Annotated in this window: 22 protein-coding genes; 21 read left to right on the top strand and 1 reads right to left on the bottom strand. The window is 67.9% G+C overall.

Annotated features, from left to right (window positions below):
• Nucleotides 1–4: 4 nt before the first annotated feature.
• A complete protein-coding gene (gene map, locus ACYKG1_RS06945) occupies nucleotides 5–847 on the bottom strand; it encodes a type I methionyl aminopeptidase (protein ID WP_430541810.1) in 843 nt (280 codons plus the stop codon).
• 173 nt (nucleotides 848–1020) lie between these two features.
• On the opposite strand from map, the gene ACYKG1_RS06940 reads away from it, so the two are divergent.
• The 21 genes from ACYKG1_RS06940 (at nucleotide 1021) to ACYKG1_RS06840 (ending at nucleotide 23376) form a co-directional block, all read left to right on the top strand.
• Nucleotides 1021–1548 carry a Csu type fimbrial protein gene (locus ACYKG1_RS06940; protein ID WP_100471765.1) on the top strand — a complete coding sequence of 176 codons (528 nt, stop codon included), beginning with the start codon at nucleotides 1021–1023 and terminating at the stop codon, nucleotides 1546–1548.
• A 4-nt stretch (nucleotides 1549–1552) separates the two neighbouring features.
• Nucleotides 1553–2293 carry a fimbrial biogenesis chaperone gene (locus ACYKG1_RS06935; protein WP_430541809.1) on the top strand — a complete coding sequence of 247 codons (741 nt, stop codon included), beginning with the start codon at nucleotides 1553–1555 and terminating at the stop codon, nucleotides 2291–2293.
• Entirely contained in the window at nucleotides 2244–4676 is a 2433-nt protein-coding gene (locus tag ACYKG1_RS06930; RefSeq protein WP_478472219.1) for a fimbria/pilus outer membrane usher protein, read from the top strand. Before ACYKG1_RS06935 ends, ACYKG1_RS06930 begins: the two co-directional genes overlap by 50 nt.
• A complete protein-coding gene (locus ACYKG1_RS06925; RefSeq protein ID WP_262084503.1) occupies nucleotides 4673–5692 on the top strand; it encodes a Csu type fimbrial protein in 1020 nt (339 codons plus the stop codon). The genes ACYKG1_RS06930 and ACYKG1_RS06925 overlap by 4 nt, the downstream gene beginning before the upstream one ends.
• A gap of 80 nt (nucleotides 5693–5772) precedes the next feature.
• Nucleotides 5773–6018 (top strand): hypothetical protein, encoded by a 246-nt coding sequence (locus ACYKG1_RS06920; RefSeq protein ID WP_262226468.1) that lies wholly within the window; start codon nucleotides 5773–5775, stop codon nucleotides 6016–6018.
• Entirely contained in the window at nucleotides 6018–6734 is a 717-nt protein-coding gene (locus ACYKG1_RS06915) for a fimbrial biogenesis chaperone (RefSeq protein ID WP_262084504.1), read from the top strand. The genes ACYKG1_RS06920 and ACYKG1_RS06915 overlap by 1 nt, the downstream gene beginning before the upstream one ends.
• 220 nt (nucleotides 6735–6954) lie before the next feature.
• A complete protein-coding gene (rpsB, locus tag ACYKG1_RS06910; RefSeq protein WP_005408748.1) occupies nucleotides 6955–7761 on the top strand; it encodes a 30S ribosomal protein S2 in 807 nt (268 codons plus the stop codon).
• Between the two features lie 126 nt (nucleotides 7762–7887).
• Nucleotides 7888–8763, top strand: a complete 876-nt coding sequence (gene tsf / locus ACYKG1_RS06905) for a translation elongation factor Ts (RefSeq protein WP_262226467.1) — start codon at nucleotides 7888–7890, stop codon at nucleotides 8761–8763.
• A 262-nt stretch (nucleotides 8764–9025) separates the two neighbouring features.
• Nucleotides 9026–10564, top strand: a complete 1539-nt coding sequence (locus tag ACYKG1_RS06900; RefSeq protein WP_478472216.1) for an HDOD domain-containing protein — start codon at nucleotides 9026–9028, stop codon at nucleotides 10562–10564.
• Between the two features lie 119 nt (nucleotides 10565–10683).
• Nucleotides 10684–11412, top strand: coding sequence for a UMP kinase (gene pyrH, locus ACYKG1_RS06895; protein WP_014646500.1), 729 nt, complete (start codon nucleotides 10684–10686; stop codon nucleotides 11410–11412).
• Nucleotides 11413–11508: 96 nt separating this feature from the next.
• On the top strand, nucleotides 11509–12063 hold the full coding sequence (gene frr / locus ACYKG1_RS06890; RefSeq protein WP_014036506.1) for a ribosome recycling factor: 555 nt from the start codon (nucleotides 11509–11511) through the stop codon (nucleotides 12061–12063).
• A gap of 5 nt (nucleotides 12064–12068) precedes the next feature.
• Nucleotides 12069–12836: a polyprenyl diphosphate synthase gene (uppS, locus tag ACYKG1_RS06885; protein WP_100471757.1), complete on the top strand. Its 768-nt coding sequence runs from the start codon at nucleotides 12069–12071 to the stop codon at nucleotides 12834–12836.
• Entirely contained in the window at nucleotides 12833–13669 is an 837-nt protein-coding gene (locus ACYKG1_RS06880; RefSeq protein WP_100471756.1) for a phosphatidate cytidylyltransferase, read from the top strand. Before uppS ends, ACYKG1_RS06880 begins: the two co-directional genes overlap by 4 nt.
• A 2-nt stretch (nucleotides 13670–13671) precedes the next feature.
• Nucleotides 13672–14862: a 1-deoxy-D-xylulose-5-phosphate reductoisomerase gene (locus tag ACYKG1_RS06875; RefSeq protein ID WP_100471755.1), complete on the top strand. Its 1191-nt coding sequence runs from the start codon at nucleotides 13672–13674 to the stop codon at nucleotides 14860–14862.
• A gap of 55 nt (nucleotides 14863–14917) precedes the next feature.
• A complete protein-coding gene (gene rseP / locus ACYKG1_RS06870) occupies nucleotides 14918–16276 on the top strand; it encodes an RIP metalloprotease RseP (protein WP_262226465.1) in 1359 nt (452 codons plus the stop codon).
• 74 nt (nucleotides 16277–16350) lie between these two features.
• Nucleotides 16351–18714 (top strand): outer membrane protein assembly factor BamA, encoded by a 2364-nt coding sequence (gene bamA, locus ACYKG1_RS06865; protein ID WP_262084506.1) that lies wholly within the window; start codon nucleotides 16351–16353, stop codon nucleotides 18712–18714.
• Nucleotides 18715–19166: 452 nt separating this feature from the next.
• The gene (gene lpxD, locus ACYKG1_RS06860; RefSeq protein WP_100471752.1) at nucleotides 19167–20189 is read left to right on the top strand and encodes a UDP-3-O-(3-hydroxymyristoyl)glucosamine N-acyltransferase; all 1023 of its coding nucleotides are present in this window, start codon (nucleotides 19167–19169) and stop codon (nucleotides 20187–20189) included.
• Nucleotides 20186–20644, top strand: coding sequence for a 3-hydroxyacyl-ACP dehydratase FabZ (gene fabZ / locus ACYKG1_RS06855; protein WP_100471751.1), 459 nt, complete (start codon nucleotides 20186–20188; stop codon nucleotides 20642–20644). The genes lpxD and fabZ overlap by 4 nt, the downstream gene beginning before the upstream one ends.
• Before the next feature lie 16 nt (nucleotides 20645–20660).
• Complete coding sequence (gene lpxA / locus ACYKG1_RS06850; RefSeq protein WP_197614917.1) at nucleotides 20661–21452, top strand: acyl-ACP--UDP-N-acetylglucosamine O-acyltransferase; 792 nt, start codon at nucleotides 20661–20663, stop codon at nucleotides 21450–21452.
• 53 nt (nucleotides 21453–21505) lie between these two features.
• Complete coding sequence (gene lpxB / locus ACYKG1_RS06845; protein ID WP_262084677.1) at nucleotides 21506–22708, top strand: lipid-A-disaccharide synthase; 1203 nt, start codon at nucleotides 21506–21508, stop codon at nucleotides 22706–22708.
• Nucleotides 22705–23376 carry a ribonuclease HII gene (locus tag ACYKG1_RS06840; protein WP_100471748.1) on the top strand — a complete coding sequence of 224 codons (672 nt, stop codon included), beginning with the start codon at nucleotides 22705–22707 and terminating at the stop codon, nucleotides 23374–23376. The genes lpxB and ACYKG1_RS06840 overlap by 4 nt, the downstream gene beginning before the upstream one ends.
• Nucleotides 23377–23441: the final 65 nt, after the last annotated feature.

The following is a 23441-nucleotide window of genomic DNA, read 5'->3' as shown; positions in this document are numbered from 1 at the left end:
ATCTTCAGGAGACCTGCGACTCGCCTGGCGACAGGGTCAGCACGTCCACGCCGGTCTCGGTGACCGCGATCATGTGCTCCCACTGCGCCGACAGCTTGCGGTCCTTGGTCACCACGGTCCAGCCATCCGGCAGCACCTTGTTGTAGCGGGTGCCCTCGTTGATCATCGGCTCGATGGTGAAGGTCATGCCCGGCTGCAGCACCAGGCCCTGGCCCGGGCGGCCGTAGTGCACTACCTGCGGCTCGTCGTGGTAGACCTTGCCGATGCCGTGGCCGCAGTACTCGCGCACGACGCTGAAACGCTCGCCTTCGGCATAGCTCTGGATGGCATGGCCGATGTCGCCCAGGGTGGCGCCCGGGCGCACCGCGCGGATGCCGCGCCACATGGCCTCGTAGGTGGTTTCCACCAGGCGGCGTGCCATCACCGACGGGGTGCCGACGAAGTACATCCGGCTGGTGTCGCCATGCCAGCCGTCCTTGATGACGGTGACGTCGATGTTGATGATGTCGCCATCCTTGAGCACCTTCCCTTCGCTGGGGATGCCGTGGCAGATGACATTGTTGACCGAGGTGCACACGGTCTTGGGGAAGCCGCGGTAGCCGACGTTGGCCGGAATGGCGCCCTGCACGTTCACGATGTGGTCGTGGCAGATGCGGTCCAGTTCCTCGGTGGTGGCACCGGGCTTGACGTGGGGGGTGACGATGTCGAGCACTTCGCTGGCCAGGCGGCCGGCGATACGCATCATCTCGATTTCCTGCGGGGTTTTCAGATTCACGCTCATGGCACCCATTATCGCCGATCCGGCCGCAATCTGAACGAACGCCACCCAACTGGCGTTGCGGGCCATGCGCGCTTCCGGCAAGGAAAGTGAAAGCGTGATGACCTCCACCCTTTAGATTCCCTCTTTCTCACGAAATACAGACACTTGCGCTGCCTAAGCTGGGGTCACCGACGTAAATGCGGCGCTGAATGCGCTGTCTTCGCTCTGTTCAACGGACCTTCGGGTCAGGGAGGTTGTCCATGCGATCCGCCGTTCGTTCCCCGCTGGCCTGGGCCCTGGCCCTGCTGGTGGCAGGCCCCGCCTCCGCCGCCGATACCGTCACCTTCAACGTGCTGCTGACCATCAACAAGGCCTGCACGATCACCGCGGCATCGGCCACCAACGTCAACTTCGGCAATGCCGATTCCAGCTCGACCACGCCGCTGAACGCGCAGGGCACGGTCACCGCGCAGTGCAGCGTCACCACGCCCTACACCATCGCGCTCAATGCCGGCCTCAACCCGGCCACGGCCGGCGACGTCACCACCCGGCGCATGCGCAATACCGATTCGGCGGTGACCGCCAACAACTTCGTCGGCTACCAGCTCTACCAGGACTCCGGACACAACACGGTCTGGGGCGCGACCACCGGCACCAACACGGTGGCCGGCACCGGCACCGGCGCCAACCAGGTCTACCAGGTCTACGGGCAGGTGGCCAACCCCAGCGTCAACAACGCCGCACCCGGTTCCTACCAGGACACCATCACCGCCACCATCACCTACTGAGGGCGTGCCGATGCCACTGCCCCCTGTGCGCCGGTTGCTGCGGCTGGCGTTGAGCGCGTTCGCGCTGCTGCCGGCCGTCTGCCTGGCGGCCAGCCTGCAGGTTTCGCCGACCCAGTTCGAGCTGCGCCCCGGCCAGAACGCCGAGGCGCTGTGGATCAGCAACAGCGGTACCGAGCCGGTGCAGGTGCAGGTCCGCATCTACCGCTGGCAACAGGTCGACGGCCGCGACCAGCTGGAACCCAGCGATGCGCTGCTGCCCAGCCCCCCGATGCAGTCGCTGGCCGCCGGCCAGCGCCAGCTGATACGACTGGTCCGTACCGACCCGGGCCCAGCGGCCGGGCAGCAGGCGTTCCGGGTGATCGTCGATGAGATACCGGCCTACGACCCGGCACGGCAGGGCATGCAGTTCGTGCTGCGCTACTCGATTCCCCTGTTCGTGCAGCCCGAAGGCGATGCACCGGCGCCGCAGCTGCAGGCGCGGCTGCTCGCGGCAGATGCCGGCCCGGCCACGCTGGAAGTGCACAACCGTGGCAACGGCCAGGCCCAGATTGCCGACCTCGCCGTAGCCATCGGCGGGCGCAGCACCCCCCTGCTGCCGGGTCTGGTCGGCTATGTGCTGCCCGGGCAGACCATGCGCTGGGCCCTGCCGCAGGCGCCGGCAGGCCTGGCCAGCGGCACCTTCAGCGCGAGGATCAATGGTGGGTCGCAGCTTACGCCCCTGCCTGCAACGCCGCCGGCTCGCTGAGGCCTGCGTGCTGGCCTGCTGCACCGGCCTGGCTTCCGTCTCCGCGCACGCGGCCAGCCGTGCCCTGAGCGCGCCGGGCGCCGATATCGCCGCCGAGGCATCGCTGCCGGCGCCGACCCCGCTGACCGCGCCGCAGGCGCTGTACCTGGACACCACGCTGAACCAGGCGCGGCGTGGCCTGCTGCTGTTCCATGAACTGGCCGGGCGTCTGCAGGCGCCGGCGGCGACCCTGCGCCAGCTCGGCTTCCCGGTGAAGGGAGACGCGCCGGTCTACCTGGACCAGATCGCGCAGCTGGTGGTGCACTACGACGCCAGCCTGCAGGTACTGGATCTGCAGGTGCCGCTGCAGCAGCTGCAGCTGCCGGTCACGCAGCTGGGCAGGACCGCGGAAGCCGACGCCGTCGCCCAGGCATCGCCCGGCATGGCGCTCAACTACGACCTCTACGCCAGCCACAGCAACGGCCTGGGCAATGTCAGCCTCAACAGTGACCTGCGCGTGTTCGGCTTCGGCAACGGCGGCCTGCGCAACACGGCGATGATGCGCAGCTACCAGCTGCCCGGCGAAGGCTGGCGGCAGGAGTCGGTACGGCTGGACACCAGCTGGCGGCTGGACCTGCCTGATCAGGCCCTGAGCCTGACCGTGGGCGACTTCTACAGTGGCTTCCTGGAGTGGACGCGCCCGGCGCGCATGGCCGGCGTGCAGATCGGCCGCAACTATGGCCTGCAACCCTACCGTGTCCTGACACCGACGCCGGCCTTCCTTGGCGAAGCGGTGGTGCCGTCCAGCGTGGAGCTGTACATCGACGGCCTGCGCCAGTACAGCGGCCAGGTCCCGGTGGGGCCGTTCCAGCTGGCGGCGCAACCCGGCATCAGCGGCACCGGCAGCGCCCAGGTCGTGGTCACCGATGCCTTCGGCCGCATGCAGACCCTGGATTTCGCCTTCTACGGCACCCAGCAGCTGCTCGCCGCAGGCCTGTCGGACTGGTCGGCCGGCGTTGGCCGCCTGCGCCGTGACTATGGCATCCGCTCGTTCCGCTATGACACCGATACCGTGGCCAGCGCCACCCTGCGCCGCGGCGTGAGCAACCGCTTCACCGCCGAGGCCCACGCCGAAGGTGGCGGCGGAATCGTCAATGCCGGCTTCGGTGGCGCCTGGCTGCTCGGTCAGGCCGGCGTGCTCAGTGCCAACTGGAGCGAAAGCCGCGACGGTCCGCGCAGCGGGCGCCAGTACGGGCTGGGCTACAACTGGAACAACCGCCGCTTCAACGTCAATCTCGCCAGCCGCCGCACCCACGGCGACTACCGCGACCTCGGCAGCCTGCAGGACAGCGTGCCGCCACGGATCAGCGAGCAGGCCTCGTTCGGCGTCGACCTGCAGCAGCTGGGGTCGTTCAGCATCAGCTACCTGCGCCTGGACCAGCCGCAGCCGCTGCTCGACGCCCCACAACCGGCGCCGCCGCAGGCACTGCCGTTCAGCCGCAGCCGCTACCTCAGCCTGTTCTGGTCGCGCGCCTTCGGCCGCTGGAACGCCTACCTGTCTGCCACCCAGGACATCGACCAGCGCCGCAATCGCAGTGTCTACCTGTCGCTGGGCACCCGCCTGGGCGAAGACCGCCAGGCCAGCCTGTCGGCCCAGCGCAATGGCGACCGCCACTACGCCAGCGCCGAGGTGATGCGGCCGGTGCCCGGCGACGGTGGCCGCGGCGGCCCGGGCTGGCGGCTGCAGGCCCGCGATGATGGTGGCGGACTGGCCGAAATCGGCGCCTTGGGCACCCATGGCCGCTACTCGGCCGGCGTCTCGCGCGACAGTGGCCAGACCTTCGCCTATGCCAATGCCAGCGGCAGCCTGGTCTGGATGGCCGGCAGCGTGTTCGCCGCCCGCGAGGTCCCGGACGCGTTCGCAGTGGTGTCCACCGGGCGCCCCGGCGTGCCGGTACTGCTTGAGAACCGGCCGATCGGCGTGACCGATGCCAAGGGCCTGCTGCTGGTCACCCCGCTGCTGTCGTGGCAGCGCAACCGCCTGACCATCGACACCCTGGGCCTGCCGGCCGACCTGCGCGCCGACCAGGTGGAGACCCTGGCCACGCCGCGCCAGGGCGCAGGCATGCGCGTGGACTTCACCCTGCGCCAGTCGCGCGGCGCGCTGGCCACCCTGCTCGACGCCCAGGGCCAGCCGCTGCCGCTGGGTGCCCGGGTGCAGGGCGACGGGGTGACGCCGACCGTGGTGGGCCACGATGGCCAGGCATGGCTGGAGTTCAGCGCCGATGCGGCCACGCTGCTCATCGACAGCGAACATGGCCGCTGCCGGGTGCAGGTACAACGGCCCGAGGCGGGCGTGCGTCGGCTTGCACCGGTGCGCTGCCTGCCGGAGCCGCAGCCATGACCCGCGTGCTCGGCCTGTTGCTGGCGCTGTGGCTGGGCAGCCTCGCACTGCCGGCCCAGGCTGCCACCAGCTGCTCGCTGACCAGCCCCACGCTGTCGTTCGGCCCGGTGTCCAACGGCCAGGTCGATACCACCACCACCTTCACCATCAACTGCACCACCGGTGCAGTCGCGCTGCTGGCCAATGTCCGGGTGACCTTCTGCGTGGGCCTGCCGGCCGGCACCGGCGGCACCACCATCACCCCCTCGCGCACGTTCGCCAATACCTTCGGCGACCGCCTCAACTATCAGATCTACAGCAATTCCACCCGTACCACCGTGATTGGCAGCAGCAGCGCCAGCAGCCCCGCGTGGGCCATGTACCAGATGCAGTACTCGGTTCCCGCGCTGGGCGGCTCCGGCACCGGCACGGTCACCCTGTATGGCCGCTACCCCGCCAACCAGGTGCTGTCGGCCGGCACGTTCACCAGCACCCTGGCCGCCACCTTCCAGTACGCCTACAACGAGCCGGTGCTGGGCACCCCGGCCTACCCGGCCAACTGCACGACCGCCCCGCCCGCCGTGACCGGCAATTCCGGCCTGGTCACGGCGACGATGTCGGTGGTTGCCAACGCCACGGTCAACCCGGCCTGTGGCACCTATGTGACTGCACCGATGGATTTCGGCATCAGCACCGGCGCGGTGACGGCCAACATCGACCGCACCGCCGTGTTCAGCCTGACCTGCGTCAACCGCAGCCCCTTCCAGGTGGGACTGAACAACGGCAGCAATGCCGATGGCAGTGGCAACCGGCGCATGCGCATCGGCAGCACCGGCGCCACCGTCCCGTACGAGCTGTACCAGGACGCCGCGCGCACCGTGCGCTGGGGCAACGTGCTCAACACCAGCACCGTGCCCGGCACCGGCACCGGATCGGCGCAGACCCTGACCATCTACGGACGGGTCGCCCCCACCAGCGCAACGCTCACGCCGCCCGGCGCCTACACCGACACCGTCACGGTCACCATCACCTACTGAGCGGCCGGCCTGCGCCCTGGCGTGCTTCAGATCGGACCGCAGCGGCCGATACCGCCAGCGTCTCCTTCCACCGGCCCATGATGCACCTGCGTTCCCTCCTCGCGCTGGCCTGCGCCGCGTCATCGTGCATCGCATCCGCGCAGGCGGCCGATGCGCCCGCGCAGGCTGGCCTGGCCATCACCCTGCAGATCACCGACCCGCGCGCCGCGCCACCGCCCCAGCAACGCAGCGATGCCGCCGAAACGGTGCCGCCGCAGGTCCAGGCGTTGTCGCCGGCACTGTCGGCGGACGAGGCCGCACAGCGCACGGTGACGGTGACCTACTGATGCTGCGCCGGCTCTGTCTCGCGCTCGCGCTGGCGGTGCCGGCGCACACCCTAGCGGCGCTGGAACTGTCCAGCACCCGGCTGCGGCTGCCGGCCACCCAGGCCGATGGCGAGCTGTGGCTGCGCAATCCGGAGGCGGCGGCCTGGAGCGGTGAGGCGCGGCTGTACCGTTGGGAGCAGCAGGGCGCGGGTGAACGGTTGCTGCCCGCAGACGGGGTCGCGCTCAGCCCGGGCCGGCTGCAGATCGGCGCGGGGCAGCGGCAACGGCTGCGGGTGGTCCGGTTGCGTCCGGCGCCCGTCGCCACGCAGCAGGCCTACCGGCTGGTGATCAGCCCGACGCCCGGCCCGCAGGCCGCATCCGCCATCCGCTACTCGCTGCCGGTGTTCCTTGATCCGCCTGCACCGCTGGCCGCCGCCCTCCAGGTGAAACTGCAGGCGGAGGCCGGACAACCGCCCCGGTTGTGGCTCTACAATGCCGGCAATGGCCATGCGCAGCTGGCCGATCTGGTGTTCATCGATGCCGGGGGGCAGCGCCACCCGGTGATTGCCGGCCTGGCTGGTTACGTGCTGCCGGGCCGGCAGCGCCTGTGGCCCTTGCCGGCGCGGGCCGGAGGCTACGCCGACGGCCATTTCCAGGCCCGCCTGCAGGACGGCCGCGTGGTCGAACTGACCGCGCCGGACCCGGCAATTGCAGCGAGTGCTCGCAGCGGGCTATAATCGACCGGATTCCTGCTGCCTGCGTGCGCGGGAACCCGTCCACACCGGACGTTACCGGTGAATCCACACCTGCTGCCCCCATCCGTGCCGGGGTGCTCCGCAAGGAGTTCGGCCACGGAGGCAACAGGGAAGCCCAACCCCGGAACCGATCGCGTTTCCACGCGTCCCGCATACCTAATCCCGCGGGCGGAATCGCTGGTTCCATATCAGGAGTATTGCAATGCCCCAGGTCACCATGCGTCAGATGCTGGAAGCCGGCGTCCACTTCGGCCACCAGACCCGCTACTGGAACCCGAAGATGGCTCCGTACATCTTCGGCGCCCGCGGCAAGATCCACATCATCAACCTGGAAAAGACCGTCCCGCTGTTCAACGACGCGATGAACTTCATCTCGTCGGTTGCCCAGAAGCGCGGCACCGTCCTGTTCCTGGGCACCAAGCGCAGCGCCCGCGAAACCATCAAGGAAGAAGCCGAGCGTTGCGGCATGCCGTTCATGAACCAGCGTTGGCTGGGCGGCACCCTGACCAACTTCCGCACCGTCAAGCAGTCGGTTGCCCGCCTGAAGGAACTGGAAGCCGGTGAAACCGACGGCACCTTCGAGAAGCTGGTCAAGCACGAAGTGCTGGGCCTGCGTCGCGAGCGCGACAAGCTGGAAGCCTCGCTGGGCGGCATCAAGGACATGAACCGCCTGCCGGACGCCATCTTCGTGATCGACATCGGCCACGAAGACATCGCGATCAAGGAAGCCAAGAAGCTGGGCATCCCGGTCATCGCCGTGGTCGACACCAACTACAACCCGGAACTGGTGGACTACGCCATCCCGGGCAACGACGACGCCATCCGCGCTGTGCAGCTGTACGCCCGCGCCGCTGCCGACGCCGTGCTGGAAGGCAAGGCTGCTGCTCCGCACGCCGCTTCGGTGCGCGAGGAAGAGTTCGCTGAAGCCGCTGCTGAAGGCGAAGAGAAGCCGGCCCGCCGCGCTCCGGCCAAGAAGGCTGCCAAGAAGGGCGACGACGCCCAGGCCTGATCCAGGCCCCGGGGTGGACGCCCGGCGTCCACCCTCCCTGTGCGCAGCCCTTGGCGCGTGACAGGACCGTGTCACACGGGCCGGCCACCATGCCGGCCCAACCCCTTTCTTTCGTGAGGTAATCCCGTGGAAATCACTGCTTCCCTGGTCAAGGAACTGCGCGAGCGCACCGGCGCCGGCATGATGGAGTGCAAGAAGGCTCTCACCGAAGCCAACGGCGACATCGACGCTGCTGCTGAAGCCATGCGCAAGTCCGGCGCTGCCAAGGCCGACAAGAAGGCTGACCGTGTGGCCGCTGAAGGCCGCGTGGGCCTGGCCCAGGACGGCGGCAAGGCCGTGCTGGTCGAGATCAACTCGGAAACCGACTTCGTTGCCAACGACGTCAACTTCAAGACCTTCGTCGACGCCGTCGCCGCTGCCGCCCTGGCATCGGGCGCCACCGACGTCGAAGCCGTGAAGGCCGCCAAGCTGGCCGACGGCCGTACCGTCGAGGAAGCCCGCGCCACCGCCGTGCAGACCCTGGGTGAGAACATCCAGATCCGCCGCATGGTGAAGGTCGACACCACCGGCAACATCGGTGCCTACGTCCACACCAACGGCAAGGTTGGCGTGCTGGTCGACCTGATCGGCGGCGACGTCGAACTGGCCCGCGGCCTGGCGATGCACGTGGCTGCGCTGAAGCCGCCGCACAACAAGGCGGCCGACGTGCCGGCCGAGTACATCGCCAAGGAAAAGGAAATCGAGCTGGCCAAGATGTCCGACAAGGACAAGGCCAAGCCGGCTGAAATCCTGGAAAAGATCATGGCTGGCAAGATCAACAAGATCGTCAGCGACGTGACCCTGTACGGCCAGACCTACGTGCTGGGCGACACCAGCGTCGAGCAGGTCGTCAAGGCCGCTGGCGCCGACGTGGCAGGCTTCAAGCTGCTGGTCGTCGGCGAAGGCATCGAGAAGGTGGTGGAAGACTACGCCGCCGAAGTTGCCAAGGCGATGCAGGTCTGATTCCAGCCCTCCGGCTGTGAAGCGACCAGAAGGAGCCGCGGGAAACCGCGGCTCTTTTTTTATGCCGGTGGGCCTGTGGGTGCGCACCGTGGGTGCGCACAGCGTCCGTGGGTGCGCACAGCGACACCCAGGCGCTTTGCGTTGCGCGCGAATCAAGCCGATACTCGGCGCAGGGAATCCACAGTCACCTAGCAGGAACGAAAATCGCGGACTGTGATGCATTCCTAGGTATTCTTGTCCCAATGGAATTGAACGACCCGACATGCCTCCCGAGCTGACAGCTGCCCTGGCGCTCTGCCGCAACCTGCCTTCGCCACCCGGTATTGCCCTGCGCATCATCGAACTGGCCCAGGACCCGGAAGCGGACATCGCCACCGCCGCCGACATCATCGCCATCGACATGGCGCTGAGCGCTCGCATGCTGCGCATCGCCAATTCGCCGCTGTACGCCAGCCGCCGCCGCATCGAGAACCTCGGCCAGGCGCTGACCATGCTGGGCCTGAACGCCACGATCAGCCTCGCCCTCGGCTTCACCGTCACCCAGGGCCTGACCGGCGGCACCGGCGCCGACCAGGACCTGCGCCAGCGCGCGTGGAAGCGCAGCATCCTCAGCACCCTGGCCGCCAGCCAGCTGGGCCAGGCGCGAGGCCTGCGCCGGCTGGAGGAACTGATGCTGGCCGGCCTGCTGCAGGACCTGGGCGTGCTGTGCCTGGCCCAGGCCGAGTCGGAACGCTACCTGCCGCTGTTGCGCGAGGCACGCGACAACATCGACCTGGTCGCCCGCGAGCGCGAAGAACTGGGCTGCTGCCACGCCGAGGTCGGCGCATGGGTGGCCGAGCAATGGGGCCTGCCGCGCTACCTGGTCGAGAGCATCAGCCACAGCGAGGACGAGGACACCGCCGAATCGCCGTTCCAGGCCTGCGTGCAGCTGTCCGGCGCCGTGGCCGACATCTGGCTGGATGCCGACGCCGATGCCGCGCGCGAGCGCGCCCTGCAGCAGGTGCACGACCGCCTGGAACTGGACAGCGCGCGCTTCGACCAGGTACTGGCCCGCATCAGCGAGGCCCTGCCGGACATCGCCAGCCTGTTCGATGCCGGCCTCAATTCACCATCGCGGGTGCGCGAGCTGATCGATCACGCGCAGGAGCTGGCCACCCTGCGCAACCTGCGCGAACTGCAGGATGCCGACCAGGCACGCCGCCGCGCCGACGAGTTCGAAGCGCGCGCCAAGCGCCTCGCCGACCAGGCCCATCGCGACGCGTTGACCGGCGTGCTCAACCGACGCCAGCTGGAAGCGGTGCTGGAGCAGGAATTCCTGCGCGCCGGCCGCCAGGGCTGGCCGCTGTCGGTGGCCTTCATCGACCTGGATGACTTCAAGAAGATCAACGACGCCCACGGCCACCTGACCGGCGACGAGGTGCTGCGCGCCTTCGCCGGCAAGCTGCAGGGGCAGCTGCGCAACAGCGACACCGTCGCCCGTTTCGGCGGCGAGGAATTCGTCGCGCTACTGCCCAATACCAGTGAATCGGTGGCCCTGGACGTGATCCGCCGGGTGCTGGCCAACATCGTCGCCACGCCGATGGCCGAACTGGAAGGCGGGCCGCTGTTCGTCACCTTCTCCGCAGGCGTGGCCACCCAAGGCGGCTACGAGCGCTTCGCCGACGTACAGGACCTGCTGCGTGCGGCCGACGATGTGCTCTACCGCTCCAAGAACCTGGGCCGCAACCGGGTGATCGCCCGCTCACCGGGTGCCCTCGGCCACGACGAGCTGTCGGCCACCGCCAGCGCCGAGCTGGGCTGATCGGGACGCCCGTTGACCCGGGCGAACCGCCGGATTCTGCGCCGCAGTGCACAAAACACTTTGGCACGACGCCGCATGCGCGTAGAATCGCCCGCGATTTCCACGCACCCGAGGTCCCCATGTCCAAGCTCGCCTATCGCCGCATCCTTCTGAAACTGTCCGGGGAGGCGCTGATGGGAGACGAGGACTACGGCATCGACCCGAAAGTCATCAATCGCCTGGCCCGTGAAGTCATCGAAGCCCAGCAGGCCGGTGCCGAAGTGGCGCTGGTGATCGGTGGCGGCAACATCTTCCGCGGCGCCGGCCTGGCCGCTGGCGGCATGGACCGGGTCACCGGCGACCAGATGGGCATGCTGGCCACGGTCATCAACGCCCTGGCCATGCAGGACGCCCTGGAGAAGCTGGGCGCCAAGGCGCGCGTGATGAGCGCGATCAAGATCAACGACGTGTGCGAGGACTACATCCGCCGCCGCGCCATCCGCCACCTGGAAAAGGGCCGCCTGGTGATCTTCGCTGCCGGCGTCGGCAGCCCGTTCTTCACCACCGATTCCGGTGCCGCCCTGCGCGCGATCGAGATCGGCGCCGACCTGCTGCTGAAGGCCACCAAGGTCGATGGCGTGTACGACAAGGACCCGAACAAGCACAGCGATGCGGTCCGCTTCGACAGCCTGAGCTACGACGAAGTGATCCGCCGCGGCCTGGAAGTGATGGACACCGCGGCCTTCGCACTGGCCCGCGACAGCGACCTGCCGATGCGCGTGTTCGACATGGGCCAGCCCGGCGAACTGCTGAAGATCCTCAACGGCGCGAACATCGGCACCCTGGTCCAGGGCCGCGACCCGGCCTGAGGCTGAGCGCAAAGCGACGTCCGGGCCGATTCAGGCCCGGCAGCGTCCCGTATTCGCCTATAATCGCCCGATTCCAGATACATCCAGGACCGGGCGATGCTCAACGACATCAAGAACAACGCGCAGACGCGCATGGCCAAGAGCATCGACGCTCTGAAGCACACCCTCACTTCCATCCGGACCGGGCGTGCCACGCCGGCCCTGCTGGACCGCGTGACGGTCAGTGCCTATGGCAACGCCAGCACCCCGCTGAACCAGGTTGCGTCGATCTCCAACGCCGACGCGCACTCGCTGCTGGTCACCCCGTTCGACAAGAGCATGATCAAGGAGATCGAAAAGGGTCTCTACAATGCCGAGTTCACCCCGAACACCCTCGGCACCGCGATCCGCATCAACATGCCGCCGCCGACCGAAGAGCGCCGCAAGGAGCTGGCCAAGCAGGTGCAGAAGGAAGGTGAAGGCGCCAAGATCGCGATCCGCAACATCCGTCAGGACGCGAACAAGGAAATCGCCAAGCTGGTCAAGGACAAGGCGATCAGCGAAGACGAGAAGAAGCGCGGCGAAGACGACATCCAGAAGCTGACCGACGCCAACATCAAGGACGTCGACAAGGTCGTTGCCGACAAGGAAAAAGAACTGCTTTCGGTCTGAAGTCGATGCCTTCAGCCCCGCCTCCGTTGCCGGCCGCCCTGCCCCGCCACATTGCCATCATCATGGACGGCAATGGGCGCTGGGCACAGCAGCGCCGTCGCCCGCGCGTGATCGGCCACCGTGCCGGCGCGCGCGCGGTCAACCGCACCATCGAGCGCTGCCTTGAACTGGGCATTCCAGCGCTGACCCTGTTCGCCTTCTCCAGCGAGAACTGGGGCCGGCCGCAGGAGGAAGTGGATGCGTTGATGAAGCTGTTCCTCGGCGCGCTCGACCGCGAAGTGGACGAGCTGCACCGGCGCGGCGTGCGCGTGCGCTTCATCGGCGAACGCGAGCGCTTCGGCGCCGGGCTGGTCAGCCGCATGCAGCTGGCCGAGCAGCGCACCGCCGACAACACCACCCTGACCCTGTCGATCGCCGCCAGCTATGGCGGCCGCCAGGACATTGCCCGCGCCGCGCGCGCCCTGGCCGCCGAGGTGGCAGCCGGTCGCCTGTTGCCCGAGCAGATCGACGAATCGCTGCTGGGCAGCCAGGTGGCCCTGGCCGACCTGCCGCCGCCGGATCTGTTCATCCGCACCGGCGGCGACACCCGCATCAGCAACTTCCTGCTGTGGCAGCTGGCCTATACCGAGCTGTGGTTCACCGAGGCCCTGTGGCCGGACTTCGATGCCGGGCAGCTGCAGCAGGCGCTGGATGCCTATGCTGGCCGCGAACGTCGTTTCGGCCTGACCAGCGCCCAGATCGCCGCACTGGCCACCGAGACTTCCAGCCCATGACCAAGACCCGAGTCCTTGCCGCGCTGATCATGGCGCCGGTTGCCATTGCTGCGATCCTGCTGCTGCCCACGCAGTGGCTGGCTGCCGCCGCCGCCGCGGTGCTGCTGATCGGCCTGTGGGAATGGCTGAAGCTGGCCGGTATCGAAGACACCCTGGCGCGCACCGTGCTGCTGGTGCTGAACCTGCTGCTGATGGTGCTGCTGGTCTGGGCCGATGGCAGTACGTTGGTGCTGTTCCAGATAACCACCCTGGCCGGCGTTGCCTGGTGGCTGGCCGCACTGGTCTGGCTGCGTTTCTTCAACTTCGGCGCACAACCGTCGGCGCCCTCGCGGATCCTGAAGATGCTGGCCGGTACCCTGGCCATCGTCCCGGCCTGGGCCGCACTGGTACTGATCCATGCCGGTGGCGATCCGCCGGGCAGGCAGGGCCACCTGTGGCTGCTGGCTGCGCTGGCACTGGTGTGGGCGGCCGACTCGGGCGCCTATTTCGCCGGCCGCCATTTCGGCAAGCACAAGCTGGCCCCGCGGATCAGCCCCAACAAGACCTGGGAAGGCCTGTTCGGCGGCCTGCTGGCCGGTGTCGCGGTGGCCCTCGGCCTGGGCTGGCTGGCCGGTCTCGATACCGCACACCTGCCGGGGTTGCTGATCACCGCGGTGGTGGCCGTGTTCGCCTCGGTGCTGGGCGACCTGTTCGAGAGCCTGATCAAGCGCCACGCCGGCGCCAAGGACTCGGGCCACCTGATCCCGGGCCATGGCGGTGTGCTCGACCGGGTCGACGGCGTCCTGGCCGCCGTACCGGTGTTCGCGCTGGGCAAGGAAATCTTCGGGTTCTGACCATGAATGCTGCTGCAGACCTGCGTCGGGTCGCCGTATTCGGCGCTACCGGCTCGATCGGTGCCTCCACGCTGGACGTGATCGCCCGCCACCCGCAGCGCTACCAGGCCACCGTGCTCGCCGCCGGGCGCCAGGTGCAGGCGCTGCTGGCGTTGTGCCGCCAGCACAAGCCGGCGCACGCGGTGATCGCCGACGCATCGCTGTTCGCCGAACTGCGCGACGGCCTGCGCGAGGCCGGCCTGGCCACCGAGGCCCATGCCGGCCAGGCCGCGCTGGACCAGCTGGCCGCCAGCGACGCCTGCGATACCGTGGTCGCGGCCATCGTCGGCGCGGCCGGCCTGTCCTCGACCCTGGCCGCGGCTGCCGCCGGCAAGCGCATCCTGCTGGCCAACAAGGAATCGCTGGTGCTGGCCGGCGAACTGCTGACCCGCACCGCCGAACGTGCCGGGGCCGAAATCATCCCGATCGACAGCGAACACAGCGCCATCTTCCAGTGCCTGCGCTCGCGCGACGCCAGCGTCGATGGCGCCGGGGTGCGCCGGATCCTGCTGACCGCCTCCGGCGGCCCGTTCCGTGGCCGCAGCCGCGCTGAGCTGGCCCAGGTGACCCCGGCGCAGGCCGTTGCCCACCCGAAGTGGTCGATGGGACCGAAGATCTCGGTCGATTCGGCGACGTTGATGAACAAGGGCCTGGAAGTGATCGAGGCCCACCACCTGTTCGCCGTGCCCGGTGACCGCATCGAAGTGCTGGTGCACCCGCAGAGCCTGGTGCATTCGCTGGTCGAGTTCGTCGATGGTTCGACCCTGGCACAGATGGGCCTGCCGGACATGCGCACCACCCTGGCCGTTGGCCTGGGCTGGCCGCAGCGCATCGAATCGGGCGTGGCCGGGCTGGACCTGCTGGCCCAGGGCCGCCTGGATTTCGAGGCCCCCGACACCGACGCCTTCCCCTGCCTGGCCCTGGCCTGGCAGGCGATGCAGGCCGGCGGCACCGCGCCGGCAGTGCTGAACGCCGCCAACGAGGAGGCGGTTTCAGCGTTTCTTCAGGGCCGGATCGGTTTCCTGACGATCCCGGAGCTGGTTGCTAACGCTCTTTCAACACTGCCGACGCAAGCAGCCGATACACTGGAAGTCCTGTTGTCCGCCGACCAGCGGGCACGCCAGCTGACCCTGAACGCCATCGACGCCGCCTGAACGACCGCCTCGCCCAGCATGACGACGCCGCCCCTGCCCGCCACTGTGAGCCTGCATGACTGACTTCATCGGATCGGTCTGGTGGATGATTGTCAGCCTCGGGCTGCTGGTCACGTTCCACGAGTTCGGGCATTACTGGGTCGGGCGCCTGTGCGGGGTCAAGATCCTGCGTTTCTCGGTCGGCTTCGGCCGGCCGCTGTGGTCGCGCCGCGACAGGCACGGTACCGAGTTCGCCATTGCCGCCATCCCGCTGGGTGGCTACGTGAAGTTCCTCGACGAACGCGAGGTCGAAGTCCACCCGCACGAGCGCGGCCAGGCCTTCAACCACAAGACCGTCTGGCAGCGCATCGCCATCGTCGCCGCCGGCCCGATCGCCAACCTGCTCCTGTGCATCCTGCTGCTGTGGGCGATGTTCGTGATCGGCAAGCAGGATTACTCGCCTACCATCGGCAGCGCCAGCGGCATCGCCGCCAGCGCCGGCCTGGCCAGCGGCGACCGCGTGCTGCGCGTGGACGAGCGGCCGGTGGCCACCCTCGGTGAGGCCAGCATGGCGCTGACCGCCGCTGCCATGGACCGCCGTGACGTGAAGCTGGAAGTACTGGATCCGGCCGACCAGGTGCGCGTGCGCACCCTGCCGCTGTCACAGCTGCCGGCCGGTTTCGATGAACGGCGGGTGCCGATCCTGGCCGGCCTGTACTGGCAGTCGTGGCTGCAACCGGCGCGGGTCGACTCGCTCACCGCAGACTCCGTGGTGGCCGGGCAACTGCAGCCGGGCGACCTGATCGTGGCCATCGATGGCCAGCGCATCGACAGCGTCGACCAGGTGATCGGCGAGATCCAGGCGCTGGGCCGCGCCGGTGGCCCGGGCATGATCGAGGTCATGCGAGGCGGAGAGCGCCTGGCGCTGGAAGTCACCCCGCGCCAGGGCAAGGACGGCAAGGGCAACCCGGTCTGGCAGATCGGCGTCGGCTTCCCCACCACCTACAGCCCCGCCTACGACACCCTGCTGCGCTACGGGCCGCTGGATGCAGTGACCGTGGCGGTGCGCGAGACCGGGCGCCTGGCGGCCGACTCGCTGGGCATGATGGGCCGCATCATCACCGGCAAGGCCTCGCTGCAGAACGTATCCGGGCCGGTCACCATCGCCCGCGTGGCCAATGTCTCGGCCAAGCGTGGCCTGGACTGGTTCCTGCAGTTCCTTGCCCTGCTGTCGCTCAGCCTGTGCATCATCAACCTGCTGCCGATCCCGATCTTGGACGGCGGGCACCTGCTGTATTACCTTATCGAGTTGGTCAAGGGCAGCCCGCTGAGCGAGCGTGCCATCGCCGCCGGCCAATACATCGGCCTGGCGTTGCTGGCCGGGCTGATGGGGTTGGCGTTCTACAACGACATCCTCGGCCTGGTCCCGCGATGAACTTTTCCACGTTGTTGCCGTCTACAGCGTCGGCATCCCGCACCAATGAAATCGACCTTCCTACCGGACGTGACATGACGCGACTCCCCAATCGCCGCCTGCTGGCCCTCGCCCTCGCCGCCGTCACCGGCGCTCCCGCCCTGGCCCAGGCAGCCGAGCCCTTCACTGTCAGCGACATCCGCGTCGATGGCCTGCAGCGCATCAGCTCGGGCACGGTGTTCACCTACCTGCCGGTGGAACGTGGCGAGACGGTCACCGACAACAAGGTCGGCGAGACGATCCGCGCCCTGTACAAGACCGGCTTCTTCGAAGACGTGCAGCTGGACCGCCAGGGCACCATCCTGGTGGTGACCGTCAAGGAACGCCCGGCGATCAACAAGCTGACCGTGACCGGCAACAAGGACATCAAGTCCGACCAGCTGCTCAAGGGCCTGTCCGACATCGGCCTGACCGAGGGCGGCACCTTCGATCGCCTGAGCCTGGACCGCGTGACCCAGGAACTGCGCCGCCAGTACAACGACCGCGGCAAGTACAACGTCGACATCACTCCGACGGTGAGCCCGCTGGACCGCAACCGCGTGGACATCGCCATCGCCATCAAGGAAGGCAAGGCGGCCAAGATCCGCCACGTCAACCTGGTCGGCACCGAGAAGTTCGAGAGCAAGGACATCCTGGAGACCTGGGAGTCCAAGGAGCACAACTGGGCCTCGTGGTACCGCCGTGACGACCAGTACTCCAAGGAAAAGCTGTCCGGCGACCTGGAAAAGCTCAACTCCTGGTACCTGGACCGCGGCTACGTCGATTTCAGCATCGATTCCACCCAGGTATCGATCAGCCCCGACAAGCGCGACATGTTCCTGACCGCGGGCGTGACCGAGGGTGCGCAGTACAAGATTTCCGAGATCAAGGTCAGCGGCGACACCATCCTCCCGCAGGAGGACGTCGAGCGCATGGTGATCCAGAAGTCCGGCGACACGTTCTCGCGTGCCCTGCTGGAATTCAGTTCGGACACCATCACCAATTCGCTGTCCAACATCGGCTACGCGTTCGCCAAGGTGAACCCGATCCCGACCACCAACCGCGCCGAGCAGACCGTCGCCATCAACATGCAGGTCGTGCCCGGCCCGCGCGTATCGGTGCGTCGCATCCTGTTCCGCGGCAATACCCGCACTTCCGACGAAGTGATGCGCCGCGAGCTGCGCCAGTTCGAGAACAGCTGGTACTCGCAGGCCGCGATCGACCGCTCCAAGATCCGCCTGCAGCGCCTGGGCTACTTCGAATCGGTGGAAGTGGAGACCCCGGCGGTCAGCGGCAGCAACGACCAGGTCGACGTCGTCTACAACGTCAAGGAAACCACCTCGGGCAGCTTCGTGTTCGGCCTGGGCTATTCGCAGTCCTACGGCATGACTACCTCGGTGCAGCTGTCGCAGAACAACTTCCTCGGCGGCGGCAACCGCGTGTCGGTCGAAGCCTCGCGCAGCAGCTACCTGCAGCGCTACGGCTTCAGCTACACCAACCCGTACTTCACCGATGACGGCGTTTCGCTGGGCTACAACCTGTCCTGGCGCGAACTGGACTACTCCGACTTCAACACCGCGCAGTACAACAGCACCAATGGTTCGGCGCAGGTGGTGTTCGGCGTGCCGCTGACCGAGACCGATACCGTCTCGCTGATGTTCGGCATCGACAGCAACCAGATCACCACCTACCAGGGCTCGACCCCGCAGTCGATCATCGACTACATCAACGCGGTCGGTAAGCGCACCTTCCACGCCTGGCGCACCGAGCTGGGCTGGGCGCGCGACTCGCGCAACGACTACTTCATGCCGACCCGCGGTACCTACCAGCGCATCGGCCTGGAGACCACGCTGCCAGGTTCGACCATCGAGTACTACAAGCTGAACTACCAGATCAGCAAGTACTGGCCGATCATGCCGTCGCTGGTGATCAACACCCGCGCGGAAATCGGCTACGGCGATGCCTACGGCAACGACTACACCCGCACGCTGACCAATCCGGATGGCACCACCCGCACCATCACCGCCAGCGGCCTGCCGTTCTTCGAGAACTTCTACGCCGGCGGTACCAACTCGGTGCGCGGCTTCGAGGACAACACCCTCGGCCCGCGCGAAGTCACCACCGGTTATCCGGAAGGCCAGCCGCTGGGTGGTTCGCTGAAGACCGTCGGTTCGGTCGAAGCCTACTTCCCGCGCCTGTTCGACAGCCCGTCGGCGCGCGTGTCGGCCTTCGTCGACTTCGGCAACGTGTATACCGGCGTGGACAACTTCAAGGCCAACGAGCTGCGCGTGTCCACCGGTGTGGCCCTGCTGTGGCGCGCCCCGGTCGGCCCGATCTCGATCAGCTACGCCTTCCCGCTGAAGAAGGAAGACGATGACAAGATCGAACGCCTGCAATTCACGTTCGGTGGCCAGTTCTGAGGAACTCTGTTCCTCAGAACTGATCCACCTCCGGTGAATTGCCCCCGCATTTCACCTATCCCCCGCGCCGTTACGCATGCCATCCATGGCATGCGCCCTTCGGGCCGTTGCATGGCAACGTTGGGAATCGCTCCTGCGATTCCCAGCGGCGCGCCCCCCTTAACAAAGGGGGGCTCTCCACCAGACGGGGTGCGAAGCGCCGGGCATTGCCCGGCGTTTTCGTTTTGCTTGCTCGACGCCAGCCGTTACTTCCCGCGCTCGCGTGAAATCATCTGGTGATGGCGCAGGGGGCTGACCAGGACCGTTGGCGCCATGGATGGCGCCATCGAGCCCCCAGGGATGGGTTTAAGGCGTGTCCTGGGCTGCCCCCTGCGCCATCACCCCGGGACATCAGGCAGGCGCCGCTTTTGACCCCGCATGACCGCAATGCCGTCACACGTTAAACTCCCGCCGTGAATACTCCCACCTACACCGCCCAGCAACTCGCCGAGCAGTTCGGCCTGCAGGTCCATGGCGACCCCGCCACCGCCATCCATGGCGTGGCCACCCTCGCCCATGCCGGCCCAGGCCAGCTGACCTTCCTCGCCAACCCGCGCTACCGCGCCCAGCTGGCCGACAGCCAGGCCTCGCTGGTGGTGCTGCGTGCCGACGACGCCGAGGCCGCCCCCGGCGCCGCGCTCGTGGCCAAGGACCCGTACACCACCTTCGCCAAGATCGCCGCGCTGTTCGACATCGCGCCGACGCGGCCGCCGGGCATCCACCCCAGCGCCGTCATCGATCCCAGCGCACAGGTCGCCGCCAGCGCCCATATCGGTCCGTTCGTCTCCATCGGCGCACGCAGCGTGGTCGGCGAGAACTGCATCATCGGCACCGGCAGCGTGATCGGCGAAGACTGCAGCCTGGGCAGCGGCTGCGAGCTGATCGCGCGGGTCACCCTGGTCACCCGGGTCAAGCTCGGCAAGCGCGTCCGCGTGCATCCCGGTGCCGTACTCGGCGCCGATGGCTTCGGCCTGGCCATGGACGCTGGCAAGTGGATCAAGGTGCCGCAGCTCGGCGGCGTGCGCATCGGCGATGACTGCGAGATCGGCGCCAACACCTGCGTCGACCGCGGTGCGCTGGAAGACACCGTGCTGGACGAAGACGTGCGCCTGGACAACCTGGTGCAGATCGCGCACAACGTGCAGATCGGCGCGCACTCGGCCATCGCCGGGTGTACCGGCATCGCCGGCAGTGCCAGGATCGGCCGCTACTGCCTGCTCGGCGGCCACGTCGGCGTGGTCGGCCACCTTGAAATCTGCGACAAGGTCGTGATCACCGGCAAGTCGGTGGTCCGCAACTCCATCCATGAGCCGGGCGAGTACTCGTCCGGTACCCCGTTGACCGACAACCGCACGTGGCGCAAGAACGCCGCGCGCTTCAAGCAGCTGGACGCACTGGCTCGCCGCGTCCTGGCTGCTGGCAAGGAGAAAGAATGAACGATTCGCTGCAGCTTCCGATCGACGTCTGCCAGATCCAGGAACTGCTCCCGCACCGCTACCCGTTCCTGCTGGTGGACCGGGTGCTTGAACTCGACGTCGAGGCCAAGCGCATCCTTGCGCAGAAGAACGTCAGCATCAACGAGCCCTTCTTCCAGGGCCACTTCCCGGGCCGCCCGATCATGCCTGGCGTGCTGATCATCGAAGCGCTGGCGCAGGCCGGTGGCGTGATGACCCAGCTCACGCTCGGCCGCGACTCGCAGTCCAAGCTGTTCTACATGGTCAAGGTGGAAAATGCCCGCTTCAACAAGCAGGTCGTTCCCGGCGACGTGTTGATGCTGGATGTGCAGATGAAGCGCCTGATCCGCAACATGGGCTGGTACTACGGCGAAGCCAAGGTCAACGGCGAAGTCGTTGCCTCGGCCGAAGTCATGTGTGCCGGCGCCAAGGGCTGATCCACTGGAGGCAGGAATGACTGACAACGCACCGCGGATCCACCCCACCGCCGTCATCGATCCGGCCGCGCGCCTGGCCGATGACGTCCAGGTGGGCGCGTTCACCCTGATCGGGGCCGATGTGGAAATCGGTGCTGGCACGGTGGTCGGCCCTCATTGCAGCATCCACGGCCCGACGAAGATCGGCCGCGACAACCGCTTCATCGGCCACGCCGCGGTCGGTGGCGAACCGCAGGACAAGAAGTATGCAGGGGAGCGCACCGAACTGGTGATCGGCGACCGCAACGTGTTCCGTGAATTCGTCACCCTGAACCGCGGCACCGGCGGCGGCGGCGGCATCACCACCATCGGCGACGACAACTGGATGCTGGCCTACACGCACGTTGCGCATGACTGCCATGTCGGCAACTTCTGCGTGTTCTCCAACAACACCACCCTGGCCGGCCACGTGACCGTGGGCGACTACGTGATCATCAGCGGCTTCGCCGGTGCCCACCAGTTCTGCCGCATCGGCGCGCATGCCTTCCTCGGCATGGGCGCGCTGACCAACGGCGACGTGCCTCCGTTCACCATGGTCGGCACCGACTCGCTGGGCCGCCCGCGTGGCATCAACAGCGAAGGCCTGAAGCGCCGCGGCTTCGACGCCGAGCGCATTTCCGCCATCAAGCGTGCCTACCGCACGCTGTACGTGGCGGGCCTGCCGCTGGCCGAAGCCAAGGTGCAGCTGACCGAACAGGCGCGTGACAGCGATGACGTGAAGGCCATGCTGGACTTCATCGAGCACGCCGAGAGGCCTTTGCTGCGATGAGCAGCACGACCGGCCAGGCGCCGGCCGGCGCCGCGGTGATCCCGCTGGCCTCGATGGCCGGCAGCGTTCCCGCGCAGCGGGTGCTCAGCGAGCGCCCGTTGCGGATCGCACTGGTGGCCGGCGAGGCCTCCGGAGACCTGCTCGGTGCGGGCCTGGTGCGTGAACTGAAGGCACGCTTCCCGAATGCCGAATTCGCCGGCATCGGTGGCGATGCCATGCGCAGCGCCGGCTGCCAGACCTGGCACGATGCCAGCGAGCTGGCGGTGATGGGCCTGACCGAAGTGCTGCGCCACCTGCCGCGGCTGCTCAAGCTGCGCTCGGCGTTCCGCCAGCGCGCCCTGGAATGGCAACCGGACGTGTTCATCGGCATCGATGCGCCCGACTTCAACCTGGGCATCGAGCGCTGGCTGAAGCAGCGTGGCGTGCGCACCGTGCATTACGTCAGCCCTTCGGTCTGGGCCTGGCGCGAGAAGCGCGCCGAGAAAATCGGCAGCAGCGCCGACCTGGTGCTGTGCCTGTTCCCGATGGAACCGCCGATCTATGCCAGGCACGGCATCGACGCGCGCTTCGTCGGCCACCCGATGGCCGATGACATTCCGCTGCAGGGCAACCGTGAGGACGCACGCGCCGCGCTCGGGCTGCCGGCCTCGGCCAAGGTGCTGGCGGTGTTGCCGGGCAGCCGCCTGGGCGAGATCTCGCGCCTGGGCGAACCCTTCTTCGAAGCCGCCTGGCAGGTTTCCGAACGCATTCCGGGCCTGCATGTGGTGGTGCCTGCCGCCAACCCGGCGTGCAGGCAGCTGATCGAAGAACAGCTGTCGCGCTCCGCGTTGCCGGTGGCCTACTCGCATGTGCTTGATGGCCAGGCACGCAACGCGATGATCGCCGCCGACGTGGTGGTGCTGGCCTCCGGCACTGCGACCCTGGAAGCCATGCTGGTGAAGCGGCCGATGGTGGTCGGTTACCGCGTCAATGAACTGACCTACCGACTGGTCAAGGCGCTTGGCCTGATCAAGGTCGACCGCTTCGCCCTGCCCAACATCCTGGCCGGCCAGGACCTGGCGCCGGAGCTGATGCAGCACGACTGCACGCCGGACAGGCTGGCCGCGGCCATCCAGCAATGGTTCGACCATCCGCAGCGGGTGATCGACCTGCAGGACACGTACGTGCGCCTGCACGAGCGCCTGCGCCGAAACGCCTCGGCGCGTGCCGCCGATGCCGTTGGCGAGCTGCTGATGCGCGACCAGGCGCAGGCATGAACCGCCGCCACGCCGCAGCGGCCAGCCTGGCCCTGTTCGACGGCACGGCAGTAGTCGAGCCGGAACGCCTGGTTGCCGGTGTCGACGAGGCCGGGCGTGGCCCACTGGCCGGGCCGGTAGCGGTCGCGGCGGTGGTGTTCGACCCGTCCCGGCCACGCATCAACGGCCTGGATGACTCCAAGCAGCTGACGGCGGCCCGCCGCGAGCAGTTGCATGACCGCATCATCGAGCGCGCCCTGGCCTGGCATGTGGTGCTGGTGGACGTGGACACGATCGATCGCCTGAACATCTACCAGGCCACCCTGCAGGGCATGCGTGACGTTGTTGCAGCGGTCGCGCACGTGGCCGGTTTCGCCCGCATCGATGGCAACGTGGTGCCCAAGGGTCTGGTGCTGCCGGCACAGGCCCTGGTCGGCGGCGACGGCATCGACCGGGCGATCATGGCCGCCTCGATCCTGGCCAAGGTCTCGCGCGACCGCTACATGCTGGATATCCACTCCCGCCATCCGCAGTACGGCTTCGAGCAGCACAAGGGCTACGGCACCCCCGCCCACCTGGCCGCACTGCGCGAACATGGCCCCTGCGTGGAACACCGGCGCAGCTTCGCCCCGGTGCGTGAATGCCTGGAAGCGGCGCAGGCAGCGGCCCCGGCCATCGCGGTGGCCTGAATCGCCTGAACGGCTGCCGCAACCCAGCGGGGGAACAGTCCCCCTGAGTCAGGGGACGCGCCAAG

The sequence above is a fragment of the Stenotrophomonas sp. 85239_Sma genome (assembly GCF_056481725.1).
Note: the sequence above shows the minus strand (reverse complement) of the source record. Positions and strands in the feature narration are given on the sequence as shown.

Coding starts and splice junctions, on each gene's coding strand:
- ACYKG1_RS06875 (WP_100471755.1), top strand. CDS start 13,672: ATGAATGCTGCTGCAGACCTGCGTCGGGTCGCCGTATTCGGCGCTACC.
- frr (WP_014036506.1), top strand. CDS start 11,509: ATGCTCAACGACATCAAGAACAACGCGCAGACGCGCATGGCCAAGAGC.
- ACYKG1_RS06925 (WP_262084503.1), top strand. CDS start 4,673: ATGACCCGCGTGCTCGGCCTGTTGCTGGCGCTGTGGCTGGGCAGCCTC.
- lpxA (WP_197614917.1), top strand. CDS start 20,661: ATGACTGACAACGCACCGCGGATCCACCCCACCGCCGTCATCGATCCG.
- uppS (WP_100471757.1), top strand. CDS start 12,069: ATGCCTTCAGCCCCGCCTCCGTTGCCGGCCGCCCTGCCCCGCCACATT.
- ACYKG1_RS06915 (WP_262084504.1), top strand. CDS start 6,018: ATGCTGCGCCGGCTCTGTCTCGCGCTCGCGCTGGCGGTGCCGGCGCAC.
- rseP (WP_262226465.1), top strand. CDS start 14,918: ATGACTGACTTCATCGGATCGGTCTGGTGGATGATTGTCAGCCTCGGG.
- rpsB (WP_005408748.1), top strand. CDS start 6,955: ATGCCCCAGGTCACCATGCGTCAGATGCTGGAAGCCGGCGTCCACTTC.
- ACYKG1_RS06900 (WP_478472216.1), top strand. CDS start 9,026: ATGCCTCCCGAGCTGACAGCTGCCCTGGCGCTCTGCCGCAACCTGCCT.
- ACYKG1_RS06920 (WP_262226468.1), top strand. CDS start 5,773: ATGCACCTGCGTTCCCTCCTCGCGCTGGCCTGCGCCGCGTCATCGTGC.
- lpxB (WP_262084677.1), top strand. CDS start 21,506: ATGGCCGGCAGCGTTCCCGCGCAGCGGGTGCTCAGCGAGCGCCCGTTG.
- map (WP_430541810.1), bottom strand. CDS start 847: ATGGCCCGCAACGCCAGTTGGGTGGCGTTCGTTCAGATTGCGGCCGGA.
- ACYKG1_RS06840 (WP_100471748.1), top strand. CDS start 22,705: ATGAACCGCCGCCACGCCGCAGCGGCCAGCCTGGCCCTGTTCGACGGC.
- bamA (WP_262084506.1), top strand. CDS start 16,351: ATGACGCGACTCCCCAATCGCCGCCTGCTGGCCCTCGCCCTCGCCGCC.
- ACYKG1_RS06940 (WP_100471765.1), top strand. CDS start 1,021: ATGCGATCCGCCGTTCGTTCCCCGCTGGCCTGGGCCCTGGCCCTGCTG.
- pyrH (WP_014646500.1), top strand. CDS start 10,684: ATGTCCAAGCTCGCCTATCGCCGCATCCTTCTGAAACTGTCCGGGGAG.
- ACYKG1_RS06880 (WP_100471756.1), top strand. CDS start 12,833: ATGACCAAGACCCGAGTCCTTGCCGCGCTGATCATGGCGCCGGTTGCC.
- fabZ (WP_100471751.1), top strand. CDS start 20,186: ATGAACGATTCGCTGCAGCTTCCGATCGACGTCTGCCAGATCCAGGAA.
- ACYKG1_RS06930 (WP_478472219.1), top strand. CDS start 2,244: ATGGTGGGTCGCAGCTTACGCCCCTGCCTGCAACGCCGCCGGCTCGCT.